The following is a 17,587-nucleotide window of genomic DNA, read 5'->3' on the forward strand; positions in this document are numbered from 1 at the left end:
ACCACAATAATAACGCCGGACATATGATCATGAGCCAAGCCAGCCTGCGAGAACACCCGTCCATTCTGATTATCGGTAGCGGTTTTGGTGGTCTGGGCATGGCCATCAAACTGAAACTGGCCGGGTTCAATAACCTGACCCTGCTGGAAAAAGCCGAGCGGGTTGGAGGTACCTGGCGTGATAATACCTACCCCGGTGCCGCCTGCGATGTGCAATCGCACTTTTATTCATACTCCTTCGAACCCAAGCACGACTGGTCGCGGAAATTCGGCTTGCAGCGCGAAATACTCGGCTATATGGAGCACTGCGTTCAGAAATATCGCCTGGGCAGTCACATCCGGTTTAACTCCGAGGTGCAGGAAGCCGCTTTTGACGACGAAACAAATCAATGGTCGGTGACCCTCGCAAACGGTGAGCAGCTGACCGCCAATGTACTCATCACCGCCACCGGACAGCTCAATCAACCTGCCTGGCCAAACCTGAAGGGCCTGGACCGTTTCCAGGGCAAAATGTTCCATTCAGCCCGTTGGGATCATGATTACGACCTGTCCGATAAACGGGTAGCGGTCATTGGTACTGGCGCTAGTGCCATTCAGTTTGTTCCCGAGATTGCATCGAAGGTAAAGCAGCTCGACCTGTTTCAGCGCTCGGCGGCCTGGGTCCTGCCCAAGCCGGATCGGCCCTTCAAGCGCTGGGAGCAGACGCTGTTCCAGAAAGTGCCTGCCTGGGATCGCCTCTATCGGTACCTTATTTACTGGAAAAACGAGAGTCGCGCCCTCGCTTTCACCAAATTCAGTGGCCTTCTCGAGTATTACGCGAACATGGCAAAGCGGGAGGCCAGAAAACAGGTCACAGATCCCGCCAAGCTGAAAAAGATCATTCCGGACTACAAGATCGGCTGCAAACGGATTCTGATTTCCAACGACTGGTATCCGGCCATCAACCGGCCGAATGTGAACCTGATTACCGACCCTATTGACCACATTGACGAGTCCGGCGTCATTACGCACGAAGGCCACCACCATGAAGTGGACGCCATTATCTGCGGCACTGGTTTTCGGGCCTCGGAGTTCCTGTCACCCATCCGGATAACAGGCCGGGGCGGAAAGACGCTGAATGAGGCCTGGCAGAACGGCGCTGTCGCGTTCAAAGGCATCACCGTCAGCGGCTTCCCCAACATGTTCATGCTCTATGGACCCAACACCAACCTGGCCCATAACTCTATCCTGTATATGCTCGAGTCCCAGTTTCGCTACGTCCTGGAATGTCTGGAGGCACTCGAAAAGTACCCTGACTCCGCCATGGACGTCCGACAAGACCGGCAGGACCGTTTCACCCATGTGGTTCAACAGGGCCTGGAAGACACAGTCTGGAGCTCTGGCTGCACCTCCTGGTACCTCGATGAGCATGGGCGCAATACCATCAACTGGCCAGGATTCACCTTCACCTACCGGTTCGCCACCCGCCGGGTAGACACCGCTGATTACCAGTTTCTTTACCCTGGCCAGACCGCGGGGTAATCGGGTGAAAGCCTTTTGCACTTGAACCTTGCTTATATTCATAGGATGATTGGGTTATCGGTTTGAAGGATGATATACACCATGCTGGAACGTATTCGCAAAGGCTCGCTGGTTGAGACCGCTATCGAGAGTCTCAGAAACGCCATCGAAAAAGGTGACTGGTCGGTTGGCGATCGCCTGCCCGTCGAATCAGAACTTTCCGAATCCCTGGGAGTAAGCCGAAACACGGTTCGTGAGGCGGTTCGGGTGCTGGTACACGTGGGGATGCTGGAAACCCGCCAGGGGGATGGCACATACGTACGAGCGACACGGGACGCCGGGGAGACACTGCGGAGAATTGCCCGCACCCAACTGGCGGAGCAGCTGGAGGTCAGGATCATGCTGGAAACGGAGGCCGCCAAGCTGGCAGCGCACCGGCGCACAGAACAGGATCTCCGGCACATGACCACAGCCCTGGACGCTCGCGCCAAAGCGGGAGATGACCTGCAGGCTCGCATCCGGCACGACGAAGCCTTCCATCATGCCCTGGTTGCGGCTTCTCATAACTCAGCGCTGATCGAGCTCTACGACTACTTTTCCCACGCTGTCAGCCAGACCATCGAGCAGACCGAGACCGACGCAGACCTGCCGGAACCCTCCCAGGAAGACCATGAACTCCTGCTCGCGGCGGTCCGGCGTCAGGATGAGGGCAAGGCAGAATCCCTGGCACGGGCGCTTTTGAAACCCAGCCTCCAGGCCTTGAAGCGTCGGGAGTCCTGATTCATGAAGTTCCGGATCGACACCTTTACCCTGCTGCTCCTGGGCGCCATCGTATTGGCCACCTTTCTGCCTGCAACTGGCCAGGCAGGCGAGGCACTGGCCACCGCCGGAACGGTCGCCGTCGCCCTGCTCTTCTTTTTCCATGGCGCAGCGCTGTCCCGCGAGCAGATTATTGCCGGTGCCACCCACTGGCGGCTGCACATTCTGATCACTTCGCTCACCTTCGTATTTTTTCCACTCGCGGTGCTGCCGATTAACGGCCTCAGCAATATCGCACCCTCCTGGATGCCGAAAGATCTTGGTCTGGGGTTTCTTTACCTGGGCGTCCTGCCGTCGGCGGTGTCCTCCTCCATCGCCTATACCGCAATGGCGCGTGGCAATGTTCCGGCGGCAATCTGCAGCGCAGCCGCCTCCAATGTCTTTGGCATGATGCTGACGCCATTCCTGCTGTTGCTGTTGGTAAGCACATCCGGCGGTGGGGATTTCTCCGTAGCGGAAGCCCTGAAAGACATCATCCTGCAACTGCTGCTGCCTTTTGCGGTTGGGCATGCGCTCCGACCATGGCTCGGCGGGTTTCTTGGCAGAAACGAAACACTGATGGCCCGATACGATCAGTGCGTGATCTGGCTGATCGTCTACTCCGCTTTTTCACATTCGGTAGAGAGCGGACTCTGGGAGAATCTGCCCCTGCAGGCCATCCTTTTCGCCATTGCGCTCTGCCTGGGCTTGCTGCTGCTATTCATGGTGTTTGCCAGGTTCCTGGTACGGCGATTCGGGTTCAGCCTGGAGGACGAAGCCGCTGTGGTGTTCTGCGGCTCCAAAAAGAGCCTGGCGTCGGGACTGCCCATGGCCAAGGTCCTGTTCTCAGGGCACCCGGGCTTCGGCATGATCGTGTTACCGATCATGTGCTACAACCAGATACAGGTTATCGTCGGAGCCTTCCTGGCCCAGAAGTACCGGGATAAAATTGAAAGGGCGAATGCAGAGAAAACGGGCTGATACGGGCGGCGGACTCAACCGCCCCCCATTCCGCCAAAAAGTGTGGCGAGAATCGCCAGCCCGACAATCCAGCCAATCACCGCCGGCCAGAAATTGACCATTTGCGGTGGCTGTTCGCCCTGCTCTTCCGCCATGTCGGGTTCCGGGTAATTCCGATCGTCGGCCACCTCAGGCGCCTGTTCCATAGTGAACCAGCCAAACCACTCACCGAGAAACTGGGCCACCGGTGCCGGAAAGGTGCCGTTTTCCGCCATCGGACGTATCTGGGGCTCCAACTGGCGTCCGATCTCACGTCGCAACCGCGGCTGATCAGCGGGCGGCTCGTCCAGAATGGCTTTCCAGATGCCCGGGTCCTTGCTTCTTGAGGAATCATTGAGCAAGGCCTTGATCTGGATAACCACCTCACGAACCACCTGGCCTTCGTTGGCATCCAGCGGACAATCAGGCTCCTCGTCCTGCACCTCGCGATGCGGTTCAGTCTGAACCGTGTCAGAAGCCTGCTTTACCGGGCCCGGATCGTCCCCGACTGCCTCCCGGAAAGCCGCTTCCAGGCTCTTTGCCTCGTCTCCCGAAGCAAACTTGAGCTGTTGCTCATACGCATCCTGAATCTTCCGACGATCGCCGGTCGGCTCAATTCCAAGGATTTCCCAACAATTCATAAAGCTGCAACTCCCGGGCCTAGATTCATTACATTTCAGAGAGACAAACCGTCTGTAGTCCCTTACGATAGGACCCAAACATAATAAAACCGCTTTACTCAATTTCTCGGCAGATTATAGAACGTCAACCATGCATCAATCGATAAAAATGGCAGGAATGAGTAACTGTCGCCCTCTCGTAACCTGCCTTGGCGTCAGCCTTGCTATCTTTGCGCTGTTGCCTGTGACGGTCCAGGCACAGACTGAACCCCCCGACTTCATGCCCGGCTTGCTTGGCCTCGAAGGCGAACACAGCGAAATTCCCGAAGTGTTGACCACAACCCGACTGCGCCAGTCCAAGCTTCGGGTTCCCGGCACAACCACCATCATTACCGGCGACATGATCCGAGATCTCGGTGTCATGAACCTGGTGGAGGCGCTCCGGCTGGTACCGGGTATGGTTGTTGGTCATTGGGGAAGCACCAATCCGGTGGCAACCTACCACGGTACGTCCCAATACGAACAGCGTCGGCTGCAGGTTCAGATTGACGGACGAACCGCCTATCGGATCAGCCTCGCAGACGTGGACTGGCTGGGCATGCCAGTGGCTCTGGAAAATATCGAACGAATTGAAGTGAGTCGGGGCCCCAATTCCGCGGCCTACGGCATCAACGCGTTCCTCGGCAGCATCAACATCATCACCCGATCGCCTCAGGATACCGCCGGCGTGGAGGCCTACACCTCGGTCGGCTCGCGGGGACATGTTCGAACGTTCACCTCTGTGGGCGATACCGATGCCGATAAGAGTTGGAGGTTGTCATACGAAAAGCGCAAATCCAATGGCTTTGACAGCCAAGTCGATGGCGGCGAGGAGATCCCCTTCCACGATGGCCACGACATCAACAACTTCAATTTCGACAGCGTGTTCCGGATTGATCGTCAGCATTCCATCGATGTGCGCGCCGGCGTGCTGGATGGCGTAAACGAAGAGGACTTCGAGAAGTCCGGCAAGTTGGGGGCGATCACCAACCCGGACATCATCATGGACGACTACTATCTCCATGTCCGGTTCGACGGAGCGACCTCTCCCAGTCACTTCTACCATATTCAGGCAAGCTATCAGAACCAACGGCAACGCCAGCGTTGGACGGTTTCCGCCCCGGCAGCGGAAATCAACGCGCTTCTGCCATCCGGGTTCCCGCCCTTCCCCGAAGACCAGGGTCCGTTCATTGCTGATCTGAACGAAGACCTCGAGGAAACCCGGCAGGAAATCGAACTTCAGGACACCATCATTTTCAGCGATGAATTCAAGCTGGTTTCCGGCGTGGGCTATAGAAAGGACTCTTTCAATTCCGAGACCTTCTTCAACGGAAAGGGAGACAACTACCAATCCCGTGTATTCGCGAATGCCGAGTACTCGCCCTTTCGATGGCTGACCTTTAACGCTGGCGGGAACTGGGAACAGACCACCACCACCGATGAAGATTATTTCTCGCCCAGGGCTGCCGCAAACTTCATCCTGAACAACAACCATGCCCTGCGTTTCGTGTTTTCCCGAGCGGTTCGCACACCGGACGCCTTTGAACAGAATCCTGACTGGGGCTATACGCCGAGAAATGTGCAGGCCCCGTTTGAAGCATTGGACGGCCAGAGAATCGAAGTCGAGGGCCTTCTGGACCCGACAACCTCCACCTACGGCCAGGAGCTGGAAGAGGAATGGATCACCTCTCGGGAGATCAGTTATTTTGGCCAGTTCCATCTGGAAAGAGCATTGCTCTCGGTGGAAGTCCGCTACTTCAACGACGATTTCCGTGACATGATCAGCGGTGTCATCAACGAAGAAGAGTGGTATATCGCCAACAATGTCGATCTGGAGCAAGAAGGCGTGGAACTGGAAACCTCGTTGGAGTTTTCCGGAACCAAACTTCGCGCCACCTACGCCTACCTTGAGCAGGAAGGTCGTTACACCGGCGACCCGGCGGCACTGCCGGTGGACAAGCAGGAACGTGCTGTGGATCTGTTGGCACGGCTCTCAGCCCGAGACTCTGGCAGCTTCGCATGGATTCAGGATCTGCCTATGGGTTTCATGACCTCCGCAGCAATGTACTGGACCAATGAGGTAAGGGAATCCCGGTTCGAGCGAGCCGATTTCCGTCTGGCCCGTCGGGTGGACAAAGCCGATTACAGTTATATGCTGGCACTGACGATGCAGCATTATCTGAATCCCAAGCCATGGATCAGCCCGGATAACCGGATTGAGGATCAGAACCAGTTCTTTGTTGAGGCTGGTATTCGTTTCTGAAGTTAACAAGGAAAGCGCGAGCCCTGGACGGTATGGAGCGAAGGACAGGCACGATTCACCGAAACCGGAATAGATGCGGAAACCCGGGCCTTTTACTCAAGGCCCTGTGCATTCTGCTTTTCGCCGTTTGCGCCACGGTGGCCAATGCTCAGGAAGCGCCGGCAAGGGTCGTTTATTTTGTCGGCTCAGGTAACGCACCTTTGGATCAACATCTGATTGCTCTCCTGAAACGGCAGCTGGGACCAGCGACCTCCTTGACCGAGGTCTCCGACGACCAGCTGGCCACTCTGGAGAACAGTCCGGTCATTACGGTCGGCCCCGCCGCTTTCTCCCGGGCACGTCAAGCCAACCGGTCCGCAGCGATCCTGGCCATGCTGGTCGACCGGTCCTTTATCTCCGCCTTTGCCGAGCGGTCGCCGGGCCAGATCTCGGCGGTGTTGTACGACGTGCCGCTGATCCGCCAGGCTCTGACGGGAAAGGCCATTTTGCCCCAGGCCAACAAGATTGCCCTGCTGGCAACCGCGGATTCCGTTGAACTGTACGAGCCGCTGATCGATGAACTGCCGGCCTATGGCATGTCGGCGAAGATCTTTCTTGTCGACAGCAACGATGAGCTGATTCCGACGCTTGTCCGGGCCCTTGGTTACGGTGATTTCTTGCTTGCAGCGCCCGACAGCGCCATTTACAACCCGCGAACCATCAAACATATACTGCTGACCGCCTACCGCCGTAATCAGATCGTCATCGGCCCCACTCAGGCTTATGTCAAAGCAGGCTCCCTGGCCTCCAGTTATGCCCCGTTCCCTGAAATGGTTGAGATGGCCGGCAACTTTTTATCGACCTTTTTCGAAACCGGGGCATACCCGGAACCCTCGTATCCCGAAGAGTTTCGGGTCGAGGTCAATGCCCAGGTTGCACGTTCTCTGAACATTCCTTTGCCGAGCCGTGAGGACATTGCCACACGGGTGGATCGACAATTAACGGTTAATGGGGAGGCGTCTGATGAATAACAGCCACAGACAACAGCGCCCCATGTCGCGAAAGCTGCTGCTCCTTGGAGCTCTGCCAGCCATCGTCATGTTTATCGTTCTGATGGTGTTCTTCACGTCCGTGCGTCTTGAGGATGCCCGCCGGGATCTGTCCGACAGCAGTCAGATGCTTGCCGACAGCCTCGCTCCTGCCCTTGAATACGCTGTTGTCTCTGGCAACACTCTGGCACTGGACCAGATCCTTTCCCAGTCGCTGCGTCGCAGTAAAGCCGACTGGATCCGGGTCTCCGACGTTATGGGAGACCAACTTGGCTTCGTTTCCCACGGACCGATCAATCCGGGTGAGATACCCGAGCGCTACCAGATCTACGAAGCCGAGATTCTCCAGCAGCCCCTGGAATTTGGTTCGGAGCGCACTGCGGAGTGGTTTGAGCCAGACTATGGCTTCGGTTCGGGTTCTCTGCGGGTTGGCACTGTTCAGGTTGGCGTAAGTCAGGATGTTCTTGCGGAACGGCGGCAGGATATTCTCTGGACATCGATCGCCGTTGGCGTGGCCCTGCTGCTGTTCAGCATTCTGATCATCAATCATTTCCTCGGAGTAATTCTGGCACCGATACGGGACCTCGCCGGGCGAATCGGTCAACTCACCGATGGTGACTACCAGGAACGTCCCCTGAATACTCACCAGAGTTCGAAGGAGATCGTTGCCATTGAAGAGCAACTTAACCAGCTGGCTCATCATCTGGCCGGCCTGAAAACAGCACGGGACCAGACCCTCGCCGCCTCTGAAGGTGCCCGGGAAAAGGCCGAGATGGCAAATCAGGCAAAATCCGAATTTCTGGCAACCATGAGCCATGAGTTGCGTACGCCCCTGAACGGGGTGCTTGGGATGGTCGATCTGATCCAGGAAGAACCGCTTACCCAACGCCAGCGCGAATACCTCAACACTGCCCGCCAGTCCACCGAGGATCTGTTGACCGTCATCGGGGACATCCTCGATTACTCGAAGGTGGACAGCGGCACCCTGAAGCTCGACAGCCAGGAGTTTAACCTTCGGGAACTGATTTCCAACTGCACCGCCACCTACCGACACCTCGCCGAGCAACAGGGCCTAGCCCTCAATCTCAAGTTCTTTGGCGACTGGCCGGACAACGCCGTTGTCATCGGTGACCCCGCGCGTTTGCGGCAAATTCTGGCGGGGCTGGCTGACAACGCCATCAAGTTTACTGGCGATGGCTTTATCAATATCCAGGCGGGCTTTTTCGCCCTGGAAGACAACTGCATCATTCTGAATTGCTCGGTCAGCGACTCCGGATCCGGCATTCCGACCGAGCGTCTTCACGACATTTTCAACTCGTTCGAACAGGTCGACGGCGGAAACAGCCGGCTATACGGGGGCACCGGGCTTGGCCTGTCCCTGGTCCAGCGGCTGGTTGAACTCATGGGCGGACACATTCAGGTGGAAACGGATCTGGGTAAGGGTTCCTCGTTCCGGTTTGAGCTGCCCTTCGAGCTGGCGGACCGACCCAGCGAGCCCGAGCCGACCGGTACACCGCCAAGGGAGACGATTAATGGAACCAGCCACGCCCTGGTGGTGGAAGATAACCCGGTAAACCAGCGCGTTGCCACGGCTATGCTCAAGCGATTGGGTTTCCATACCGATTCCGCCAACAACGGCAAGGAAGCACTGGACAGGGTGACCACTAACCACACGGGCTACGACATCATCCTGATGGACTGTCAGATGCCTGTGATGGATGGATACGAGGCCACCCGCTATATCCGGGAATGGGAGCAGAGCAACGGGCAGATAGGGACACCGATCATTGCACTAACGGCGGACGTTCTGCCCGGCACGGAAAAGAGTTGTCTCGACTGTGGCATGAACGACTACTTGGCCAAGCCTGTTCGCAAGGAAATGCTCCGCGAAGTGCTCAGCCGCTGGATCAAGCTCTAGAAAGATTCCGGCGCCCAGAACAGGACGCCGGCACTAAATCACGCCACCGGCTCGCGCATGGTGACAAACTCCTCAGCAGATGTCGGATGAATGCCCAGGGTGGAATCGAACTGGGCCTTGGTCGCACCAGCCTTGATGGCAACCGCCAGCCCCTGGGTAATCTCACCAGCGTCCGGACCCACCATGTGGGCACCCAATACTCGATCAGTCTCGTCGTCTACCACCAGCTTCATCAAGCTCCGTTCGTCACGACCACTGAGGGTGTATTTCATCGGGCGGAACTCCGAACGGTAAATCCGCAGTCGATGCCCCGCTTCCCGGGCCTCTTCCTCGGTCAGCCCAACCGTCCCGATGTTTGGCTGGCAGAATACGGCCGTTGGAATCGCCGAATAGTCCATTTCACCTTTGCCATCGCCGAACAAACGTCTGGATAGCACCATGCCCTGTGCCAGGGCAACCGGCGTAAGCTGAGGAGTTCCAATGACATCACCCAGCGCAGTAATTGAGGGCACGGCAGTCTGGAAGTGATCATCCACGACAACATGACCCGAGGCGCTGAGCTGAACGCCAAGATCAGTCAGACCAAGACCGTCAACCAGGGCACGACGACCGGTTGCCGCCATCACCAGGCCGGTCTCCAGGGTTTCGCCATTGTTAAGTTGAACCCGGTAATGGGCGTTTTCGGCCTCAACCGATTCAATGGTCACCCCGAACTGCAGGTTTACGCCTTTTTTCCGCATTTCCTGTTCGGTAAACCGTCGGATGTCGACATCAAACCCGCGCAGGAACAGATCACCGCGATACAGCAAGGTTGTATCAACACCCAACCCGGCCAGGATGCCGGCAAACTCCACAGCGATGTAGCCACCGCCCCAGACCACGGCCTGCTTCGGCAGCTGCGGCAGGTAGAACATCTCGTTGGACGTAAGAATGCATTCCTTGCCGGGCACATCCGGAATCACCGGCCAGCTGCCGGTGGCAATCGTGATGTGTTTGGCCCGATAGGAGGTATCCCCGACGACCACGGTATTGGCGTCTGACAATGACGCCGTTCCTTCGATGATGGTCACACCGGCGTTTTCCAGCAACCGGCCATAAATGCCATTCAGACGCTCGATCTCGGCATTCTTGTTGGCAACCAGCTTCGGCCAGTCGAAACTGACATCGTCGAGTGGAACCTGCCAACCGTAGCCGGCTGCATCTTCCAGCTCATCGTGAACGTGAGCGCCGTACACAAACAGTTTCTTGGGCACGCAGCCAACGTTTACGCAGGTTCCGCCAAGATACCTGGATTCAACCACGGCCACCCTGGCGCCCCGCTGGGCAGACATCCGCGCGAGGCGAACGCCGCCGGAGCCGGCTCCGATAACGATCAGATCAAAATCCTGCTGGTCAGACACAGCTTCTCCCGTTACACATTTTAAAATCAGGTTTGGCCGGAGGTGGCCGTTTTGGTTTCCGGATGCACTTCCCTGAACAACACGTGATCTTCAAAATCGCCGAGCTGAATCTTGCCAAGGCTCCGGAAGCCCTCGGATTCGTAAAACGGCAGATAACGGTTGTTACCCGTATCGAGCACCAACCCGCTGCCACGCGGGTTCTCGGCACAGAGTTTTTCAACGGTTTTCAGCAGCAAACGGCCGTAGCCGCGATTCTGGTATTTGGGATTAACCCCCATCATGGGCAACTGATGCGCCAGTGGTTGTGGCAACATGTCGCGAATTTTCTCGTGGTAGTCCAGATACCGACGTGTAGAGGCAAACCCCGTCGTCAGCACCATACGAATCCGCCAGCTGATCTGATCAGCCAGGTTCATCCTTAATTCGGGATCCCCGATGAACGCAACGGCCACAAGCGTGTCGTCAACCATCACGCCAATGGCATCCTGTTCGAGCTCAAAATAAAGGTCTATCAGCTCCCTTATGGTCGCCCTCACCCTCTGATCGTAGCCGGGGCGCCGGTGATCAAACAGGTACTGGAACGTCGGTTCGTTCCGGTAGGCGTGAAACAGAATGGATCTGGCTTCATTCCGCGCCGTTTCGTCCAGGCGAACAATGGCTGGCTCGGATTTGTTCTTGTTGTCGCTGCCGTTACTCATCGCTTCCCTCTCCTGCGTCAGTTCCGGACAAAAGGCCCGGAATCTGGTTTTCAGAATCAGATGGCCAGTGTGAGACGAACGGAAACCCGCCCTGGCTCACTGGCCCTGTCCATGGCCGCCTGGTCAATGACGACACCATGGTTGCCATTCAATCGCTCTAACCAAGCGGCAACCTCTGCAAAAGGCACATTCTCAAGCCAGACTCGGATGGCGTCTTCACCGCTGGGCTCAAAGCGCTGAAGTGACAGACCCGCCTCCCCGGCGGAACGGGTCACCAGCGCCATCAGGGCACGGCCATCCGCAGGTTTGTCTGCCGACGCCGTGGTGCTGGCACCGCCTGTATTGCCAAGACGCTGAATTGTCCGCTGGTTTGCCTGCATCCAGGCCAGCAATTCGCCGGCATTGTCTCTGGCAGCTTCCGCCTGGTCGTAGAACCCGGCCGCCGGTCGCCAAACGGCAAAATACAGAAGGCCAAGAAACACAGCGATGGCCAGCACCACCAAAGCCTGCTGGTCGCGACGGGGCAACTGGTCGTATTGCGCAATGAGTTTGCCGACCGCCGGCTGATCCTTGATTCGGGAAAACATACCTTAACCTCCTGAGACCGTCAGGCGGCCGCGGGCGCCGCTCGCTTCGTTCACCACCGAACCAATCTGCGCCTCCAGCCCCTGGTTCGCGAGGCCGTTGCGCAGAGCGCTCAAACGGTCATAACTATCGGCTCTCACGTCTACGACCAGCTCACCCCGTGAGCGGCTGTAATTCACTGAATTGAAATTCACTCCCTGGCTGCCCGGCAAACGGGAATACTGTTGTCCGGTGTATTTCATCAGGGTAATAAAGTCCACTTCCGGCCCACTTGCGCCGGCAACCCGCAACTGGCCTTCGATCACGCGCCGGACGTTGCCGGCATGGGTACGCCGGTCATTCGGAAACGCATCGCGATAGATTGCCATGGCCTCGTTTCGCAGTTTTTCTGCCTGATTCTGATAGTAGAATCCCATTCCGGCATTCAACGCCACCTGAACCACGAACCAGACGGCGGCAACTGCGATGAGGGGTTTCCATGGTTTGAGCGGACTCGCCTTGCCCGATTTGGACGAGAACATGCCCTGGCACAGGTTTACCGGTTCGCACAGATGATGGTGATGGGCGTAGGCCAGCAGTTCCAGAGGCATGAGTTCAAGAACTTCCTTGCGAACGGCAAGCCGACCAGAACCGTTCAACTCCGAGATGGCCGATTGCTGGAGATCAAATTCTTCAGCGGTGCCGTAAAGCGTGACCGGAATTTCAGCCACCACTTCCTCCGCAGACGGTGCAGCCAGCGTGTGAGCAAACATTCCCAGGTTCGCAGACTGCATACTCAGCCACTCGCCGCGTTCGCTCACCATCATTGCCGTTTCGCCATCCAGGCAGACCGACCAGCCGCCTTCGGTGCGCGGCAACAATGAGGCATCCGGAAAAATCGCTTCCAGGCGAACATGCTCCCAGCCGCTGAACAGATTCACCCACTGCCCCATCCGTTCGCGATCAATGGCCGCTACGCGGTAGCCGTGATCGGTATGGGCGCCCAGCGCCAGATGAACAGAATCAATGTCCTGGGCAATCTGCTCCTCGACAGCGTAGGGCAACGCCTGATTGATAAAGCGGCTTTGCTTCGCGGGAATATCAGCCAGACAATAAATCGCTTCTTCGCCGGGGATAAGGCCGATCAACAGAACATTATCCAGTGCATTCTGGCCGAGGGTATGCTCGATGGTTTCCCGACTGTCGCCTGCGCCGCGAGCCTGCGCATCGCCACTGGCATCGTGCAGGACCCAGTTGAACATCTGGGCACCGGGGTCCTGGTCAGCGTCCGCAAACGGCGGTATTGGGCGGACGTAAAGGCGATAAGACATGATTATCCTTCTGAAATTGTGAAAGGCTCTTTGGTGATTCGGTTTTTCTGACCGATATCCCTGTTAACCGTCTGGACTTCGCCTTCCGGAGTCCGGAACACGGTACTGACCATATTCACGACACGGTTATCGTAGGTAATCCGCGAGGCAACTTCAAAAAACCGTGTTTGCAACCCCAGTCCAACCGACTTGAGCCCGAGCCCGGCGAACTCTGGTAACGCCAGAAAGTCCTGGAGATTCTCGAACCGTTCCTCTTCCCGCTTCTCAAGAATAGACGCAGCCTGGGCGTCCGTCAGCTCTTCATGGAGAGAGCGGATCACCATGGCCGTCGCGGTGTTCACGTTGATCCCCGTACCATTTACAGGAAGTGCCGCCACGTGGGGCCGCAGGGCCCGATAAATCTCTTCGGTCATGCCTTCGATCAGGCGCAATTCGGTCACCGTGGTGAACGGCTGGTTGGCAGCCCGGTAACCCTGCTCAGCCATCAGATACTGGCCATCCTCGGCGCCGTACGCCGTGACGGTCTGGTCATTGGGGTCGATCCAGTCCACCAGCGAATCTACAGAAACTGCAGTAATCCCCAGTGCGGCAAACAGCTGAACGAAACGATCTCTGACGATGGGATCCACCTGGCCATTGGCGCCGACCAGGTCGTTCAGATTAAGCCGACCTCCAAGGTCGTCAATCTGGACCTCAGCCACACCATTGTCATCCAGCGGCAGAACGGCTGCATTGGCGGCCCAGAACTCGTCGAGGCTGTCGACCATCAGGCTTTCTTCCTTGTCCTCGTCATAATCCCTGCGCAGGATCTGGCGGGCGAACGCCTCGGCGCCAAGTGCGATACTCTGACCCTGCTGTTGAGCCAGATAATGTCCCGCCTTGAACACTCGCAAGCTCTGCTGCTGGGTCATCCCCGAAGCAAGCATGACCACCAGAGCCATGGCCAGCAGCACCATGATCAGAGCAACGCCGCGCTGACGATTCGATAACCTCGGGGTCTGGCCCATCGCTACCTAGCCTCCCTGCCCCGTTGCACCGGTATTCTCTCCGGTTTGTTCTCCGGTAGCCTCTTCTTCTGTGCTTTCTTCTTCCGCTTCGCTGGCAGCCTGGTTGGCCTGGTTTACTGCACCCTGGGCAACGGCCGGATCAAAATCCGGTAAGGCAAAGGTCCGTACCAGCGTTCCAAAACGTTCATGTTCCAGAGTTACTTCCATGCCCAGCGGCAGTGGAATATCCGGGCGGCTACCCGGGGTCAGTCCGGCCATCACCTCATCGGTTGGCCATTGCGGTTGCCAGCTCCGGTTGGCATCCAGAAACCTTATTTCCAGGCGCTTTACGCCTTCCAGCAGCAGCACGTCGCGGCTTTCATCTTCCTGGCCCTGATCCACCATCGGCCAGTACCGGCGCCGCAGTTCGCTGCCAGTATATTCCCAGCCGACACGCTGCAGGCAACTGCGGCGAATACCCAGGGGGTTCCGCCACCCCTGACGGGTCAGCAACAGGGAAAAGTCGTCCGCACGGCTGGAGAGCGCTGGCTGGAAATCCCCGTAAATGTCCCTGGCCGGCCGGTTGACCACCTGCATGATATCCCGCTCAAGCAGGAGCATGGACCGCTGCAAACCGTCGAACTGTTCCGCCAGTTCGTTCACCCGATCGCGGGAATTGACCACTCCGTTGATAACCTGCCAAACGCCAAGCCCGATAACGGCGGTGATGGTAACCGCGATCAAAACCTCCAGCAGGGTAAAACCACGTTGTTGCGGATGGCAGCTGTGTGCGGACGGGAACCTCATTGTGCCCCCACGAAAGCCGACAGGGTATGGATCGGCTCCGGCGTCGCGCCTTCCTCGCGATAACGGGCAACCGTAACCTCCACACGACGCATCTTCGCCTCGGCGGTTGCAAGAATCGCGGTGGTCACCCGCCAACGATACGGCCCGAAGTCGGTATCCTTGGAGTTCTCGGAGATGCCCGGAATGTTTTCCTGCAGTCGAATTTCGTTTATTCGGTTATCTGCCAACCAGCTCGCCAGGGTTTTGTCCCGAACCCGTTCGTAACTGGAAATGTACTGGCTTCCAACTTCGGCCGCAGCCGTTGCAATCAGGCCGAACACAAGCAGGGCAATGAGTACTTCGATCAGGGTAAACCCTTTCTGCGTCCTCACCCGCTGCTCCCCTCATCGCCCGGTTTGCGCCAGTCCATGGGCGACACCCCATCCGAGGCCAGAACGTGCATCGTGTCTGACCCGTTTCCGATAGTGAACTCAAGCTCGAACGGCGTTGTCTCGCCACTGGAGAAAAAAACGACGTCCGGCAACAGGGTAGCTTCGGATGATGCCAGCCTGGGCGCGTCGCTTTCGATGAACTCGGTGACAGTGAGCCATTCCGGCAGGCTCCGGGCCCGGAACATACGCTCACCGGAGGCCTTCCAGTCGCCAGTCTGATCCTGGTAAGCCACGAACTGGTAGCCGTCTTCCTCCAGCTTCAGGCCCAGCTCCAGGTTATTCAGAACCGCCTGCTCCGAGGCCGTCTGCATAAGCAGGTACAGCTCCCGGACCTCATTTTCCAGTTCGCGCTGCTGGGAGCTTCCCCCCATGGTAAACACGGCAAGAGAAGCCAGCAGACCCACAACCACCAGGACCACCAGTATTTCAATCAGGGTGAAACCGGTCTGTCGGGATCTGACCTGCACAGTGATTTAGCCCTCGGTGTCCCAGACGCTGATATCCGCAGCGTCGCCGTCGCCACCTTCCTGGCCGTCAGAGCCATAGGAATACAGATCGTAGGGACCTTCGGTACCCGGGCTTACGTACTGGTATTCAGAACCCCAGGGATCCTCCGGCACGCTCTTCAGGTAACCGTCGGAATTCCAGTTCTTGGGCTCCGGGCTGCCACTTGGCTTGGAAACCAGCGCCTCAAGACCCTGCTGGGTGGAGGGATAATGGCTGTTATCCAGGCGATAAAGGTCCAGCGCATTGGCAATGTTGCTCAACTGGGTTTCCGCCACGGTAACCTTGGCCTGGTCACTCCGACCCATGATGTTTGGAGCCACGATGGCCACCAGCAGGCCCAGGATCACCATCACCACCATGATTTCAATCAAGGTAAAGCCGCGGTTACGGTTGTGTGAATTGAGGTTTTTGGTCGTCATTGTCTCACTCGTTATTGGCATGGATTGCTTTGGTCCGGGCTCGTCGACTGACGCTCCGGCGCGGGTTTCATCCCACGAGATTACTCATATTCAGTATCGGCAGCATGATGGCCAGTACGATGATCAGCACCACCACGCCCATCACCAGTAGCATCATCGGCTCGAACAGCCCCACAATCGCAGCGATCTTTGATTGAAGGGTGTTTTCCTGCATGCGCGCGGTTCGTTCCAGCATGCTGTCCAGCTCACCACTGGCCTCCCCGCTGGCGATCATGTGCAGCATCATCGGCGGAAAATACCCGGTCTGATCGAGGGAACGGTGCAATGAGCCGCCTTCGCTGACCTTTCTGGCTGCATCCCGCAGTTCCTGCCGCAGAAAATCATTGGATAACACCTCACCGGCAATGCGCATTGCCTCGACCAGCGGCACGCCACTGGTCGTCAGTATGCTGAGGGTGCTGGCATATCGGGCAGTGTTAACGCCACGAACCATCCCTGAAAACAAGGGGAGATGTAACAGACGTTTGTGAAACCGCAGTCTAAACCCGGGCTTGGTCAGGAAAAAGCGGAACACCATCAATGCGGCGACCAGCAGTATAAATAGATAGACACCGTAATCCGCCAGAAATTCCGACACCGCAAGCATGGCCATAGTCAGCGTTGGCAGCTCCTGCCCCTGCTTCAGAAACACATCAATGATATCCGGCACCACGTAGGTCAGCAGGAACACGACGATGGCAATGGCGACGATACTGAGAATGATGGGGTAGATGGCCGCCAGCTGAATTTTCTGGCGAGCCTCCTGACGGTTTTCGGTGTAATCCGCCAGCCGGTTCAGAACCAGATCGAGATGGCCGGCGTGCTCACCCGCAGCAACGGTAGACCGGTACAGCCTCGGGAACGCCCGGGGAAACTCACCCAGGCTGTCCGCCAGGGTGTAGCCTTCCATGACTTTCGCGCGAATGGCGATCAGCATGCTGCGTATTCTGGGTTTCGGTGACTGCTGAGCGGCCGCCGAGAGCGCCTGCTCGATGGGAATGCCGGACTGGATCAGGGTTGCCAGTTGGCGTGTAACCAGTGCAAGATCGGCCGCGGCCAGCGAACCCCGGCTGCCCAGGGGATTGCTCCTGGCCTGTTTCTCGGCGGCCGGTTCGACGGCCAGCGGCGTGAGGCCTCGCTCCCGAAGTTGCTGGCGAACGGCTCTCGGCGCATCGGCTTCCACGACACCTTGTTTCTGCTTGCCTCGGGAATCGAGCGCCTTGTATTCGTATGCTGGCATG

17 protein-coding genes are annotated in these 17,587 nt (G+C 57.6%); 6 read left to right on the top strand and 11 right to left on the bottom strand.

The window, feature by feature from the left end:
• Positions 1 to 23: 23 nt before the first annotated feature.
• From MDHKLMBL_RS13490 to MDHKLMBL_RS13500, 3 genes are all read left to right on the top strand, one after another.
• A complete protein-coding gene (locus MDHKLMBL_RS13490; RefSeq protein ID WP_104271016.1) occupies positions 24 to 1,520 on the top strand; it encodes a flavin-containing monooxygenase in 1,497 nt (498 codons plus the stop codon).
• Between the two features lie 81 nt (positions 1,521 to 1,601).
• A complete protein-coding gene (locus MDHKLMBL_RS13495; protein ID WP_104271017.1) occupies positions 1,602 to 2,279 on the top strand; it encodes a FadR/GntR family transcriptional regulator in 678 nt (225 codons plus the stop codon).
• A gap of 3 nt (positions 2,280 to 2,282) precedes the next feature.
• Positions 2,283 to 3,278, top strand: coding sequence for a bile acid:sodium symporter family protein (locus MDHKLMBL_RS13500; RefSeq protein WP_104271018.1), 996 nt, complete (start codon positions 2,283 to 2,285; stop codon positions 3,276 to 3,278).
• A gap of 14 nt (positions 3,279 to 3,292) precedes the next feature.
• Here MDHKLMBL_RS13500 and MDHKLMBL_RS13505 read toward each other — a convergent pair whose 3' ends face one another.
• Positions 3,293 to 3,937, bottom strand: a complete 645-nt coding sequence (locus tag MDHKLMBL_RS13505; protein ID WP_104271019.1) for a molecular chaperone DnaJ — start codon at positions 3,935 to 3,937, stop codon at positions 3,293 to 3,295.
• A 157-nt stretch (positions 3,938 to 4,094) separates the two neighbouring features.
• Between MDHKLMBL_RS13505 and MDHKLMBL_RS13510 the strand changes: the two genes are divergently transcribed.
• The 3 genes from MDHKLMBL_RS13510 to MDHKLMBL_RS13520 all read left to right on the top strand — a co-directional run bounded on the left by MDHKLMBL_RS13510 (position 4,095) and on the right by MDHKLMBL_RS13520 (position 9,164).
• Complete coding sequence (locus MDHKLMBL_RS13510) at positions 4,095 to 6,218, top strand: TonB-dependent receptor plug domain-containing protein (protein ID WP_241956238.1); 2,124 nt, start codon at positions 4,095 to 4,097, stop codon at positions 6,216 to 6,218.
• Positions 6,219 to 6,418: 200 nt separating this feature from the next.
• Complete coding sequence (locus tag MDHKLMBL_RS13515) at positions 6,419 to 7,228, top strand: ABC transporter substrate-binding protein (protein ID WP_241956239.1); 810 nt, start codon at positions 6,419 to 6,421, stop codon at positions 7,226 to 7,228.
• On the top strand, positions 7,221 to 9,164 hold the full coding sequence (locus MDHKLMBL_RS13520; protein ID WP_104271021.1) for an ATP-binding protein: 1,944 nt from the start codon (positions 7,221 to 7,223) through the stop codon (positions 9,162 to 9,164). Before MDHKLMBL_RS13515 ends, MDHKLMBL_RS13520 begins: the two co-directional genes overlap by 8 nt.
• Before the next feature lie 38 nt (positions 9,165 to 9,202).
• On the opposite strand, the gene gorA is transcribed toward MDHKLMBL_RS13520, so the two are convergent.
• The 10 genes from gorA to gspF form a co-directional block, all read right to left on the bottom strand.
• Positions 9,203 to 10,564 (bottom strand): glutathione-disulfide reductase, encoded by a 1,362-nt coding sequence (gene gorA, locus MDHKLMBL_RS13525; RefSeq protein WP_104271022.1) that lies wholly within the window; start codon positions 10,562 to 10,564, stop codon positions 9,203 to 9,205.
• 26 nt (positions 10,565 to 10,590) lie between these two features.
• Positions 10,591 to 11,262: a GNAT family N-acetyltransferase gene (locus MDHKLMBL_RS13530; protein ID WP_008171182.1), complete on the bottom strand. Its 672-nt coding sequence runs from the start codon at positions 11,260 to 11,262 to the stop codon at positions 10,591 to 10,593.
• Positions 11,263 to 11,318: 56 nt separating this feature from the next.
• Positions 11,319 to 11,849 (bottom strand): type II secretion system protein M, encoded by a 531-nt coding sequence (locus MDHKLMBL_RS13535; RefSeq protein ID WP_008171183.1) that lies wholly within the window; start codon positions 11,847 to 11,849, stop codon positions 11,319 to 11,321.
• A gap of 3 nt (positions 11,850 to 11,852) precedes the next feature.
• Positions 11,853 to 13,157, bottom strand: coding sequence for a type II secretion system protein GspL (gspL, locus tag MDHKLMBL_RS13540; RefSeq protein ID WP_008171184.1), 1,305 nt, complete (start codon positions 13,155 to 13,157; stop codon positions 11,853 to 11,855).
• 2 nt (positions 13,158 to 13,159) lie between these two features.
• Positions 13,160 to 14,164, bottom strand: a complete 1,005-nt coding sequence (gspK, locus tag MDHKLMBL_RS13545) for a type II secretion system minor pseudopilin GspK (protein ID WP_104271023.1) — start codon at positions 14,162 to 14,164, stop codon at positions 13,160 to 13,162.
• 6 nt (positions 14,165 to 14,170) lie between these two features.
• A complete protein-coding gene (gspJ, locus tag MDHKLMBL_RS13550; RefSeq protein ID WP_104271024.1) occupies positions 14,171 to 14,950 on the bottom strand; it encodes a type II secretion system minor pseudopilin GspJ in 780 nt (259 codons plus the stop codon).
• A complete protein-coding gene (gspI, locus tag MDHKLMBL_RS13555; RefSeq protein ID WP_008171187.1) occupies positions 14,947 to 15,321 on the bottom strand; it encodes a type II secretion system minor pseudopilin GspI in 375 nt (124 codons plus the stop codon). Before gspI ends, gspJ begins: the two co-directional genes overlap by 4 nt.
• Positions 15,318 to 15,848, bottom strand: a complete 531-nt coding sequence (gene gspH, locus MDHKLMBL_RS13560; RefSeq protein ID WP_053115299.1) for a type II secretion system minor pseudopilin GspH — start codon at positions 15,846 to 15,848, stop codon at positions 15,318 to 15,320. The genes gspI and gspH overlap by 4 nt, the downstream gene beginning before the upstream one ends.
• A 6-nt stretch (positions 15,849 to 15,854) precedes the next feature.
• Entirely contained in the window at positions 15,855 to 16,307 is a 453-nt protein-coding gene (gspG, locus tag MDHKLMBL_RS13565) for a type II secretion system major pseudopilin GspG (protein WP_014576991.1), read from the bottom strand.
• A 67-nt stretch (positions 16,308 to 16,374) separates the two neighbouring features.
• Positions 16,375 to 17,586, bottom strand: a complete 1,212-nt coding sequence (gene gspF / locus MDHKLMBL_RS13570) for a type II secretion system inner membrane protein GspF (RefSeq protein ID WP_008171191.1) — start codon at positions 17,584 to 17,586, stop codon at positions 16,375 to 16,377.
• Position 17,587 lies beyond the last annotated feature (1 nt).

The organism is Marinobacter flavimaris, from assembly GCF_002933295.1.
Classification (GTDB): domain Bacteria; phylum Pseudomonadota; class Gammaproteobacteria; order Pseudomonadales; family Oleiphilaceae; genus Marinobacter; species Marinobacter flavimaris.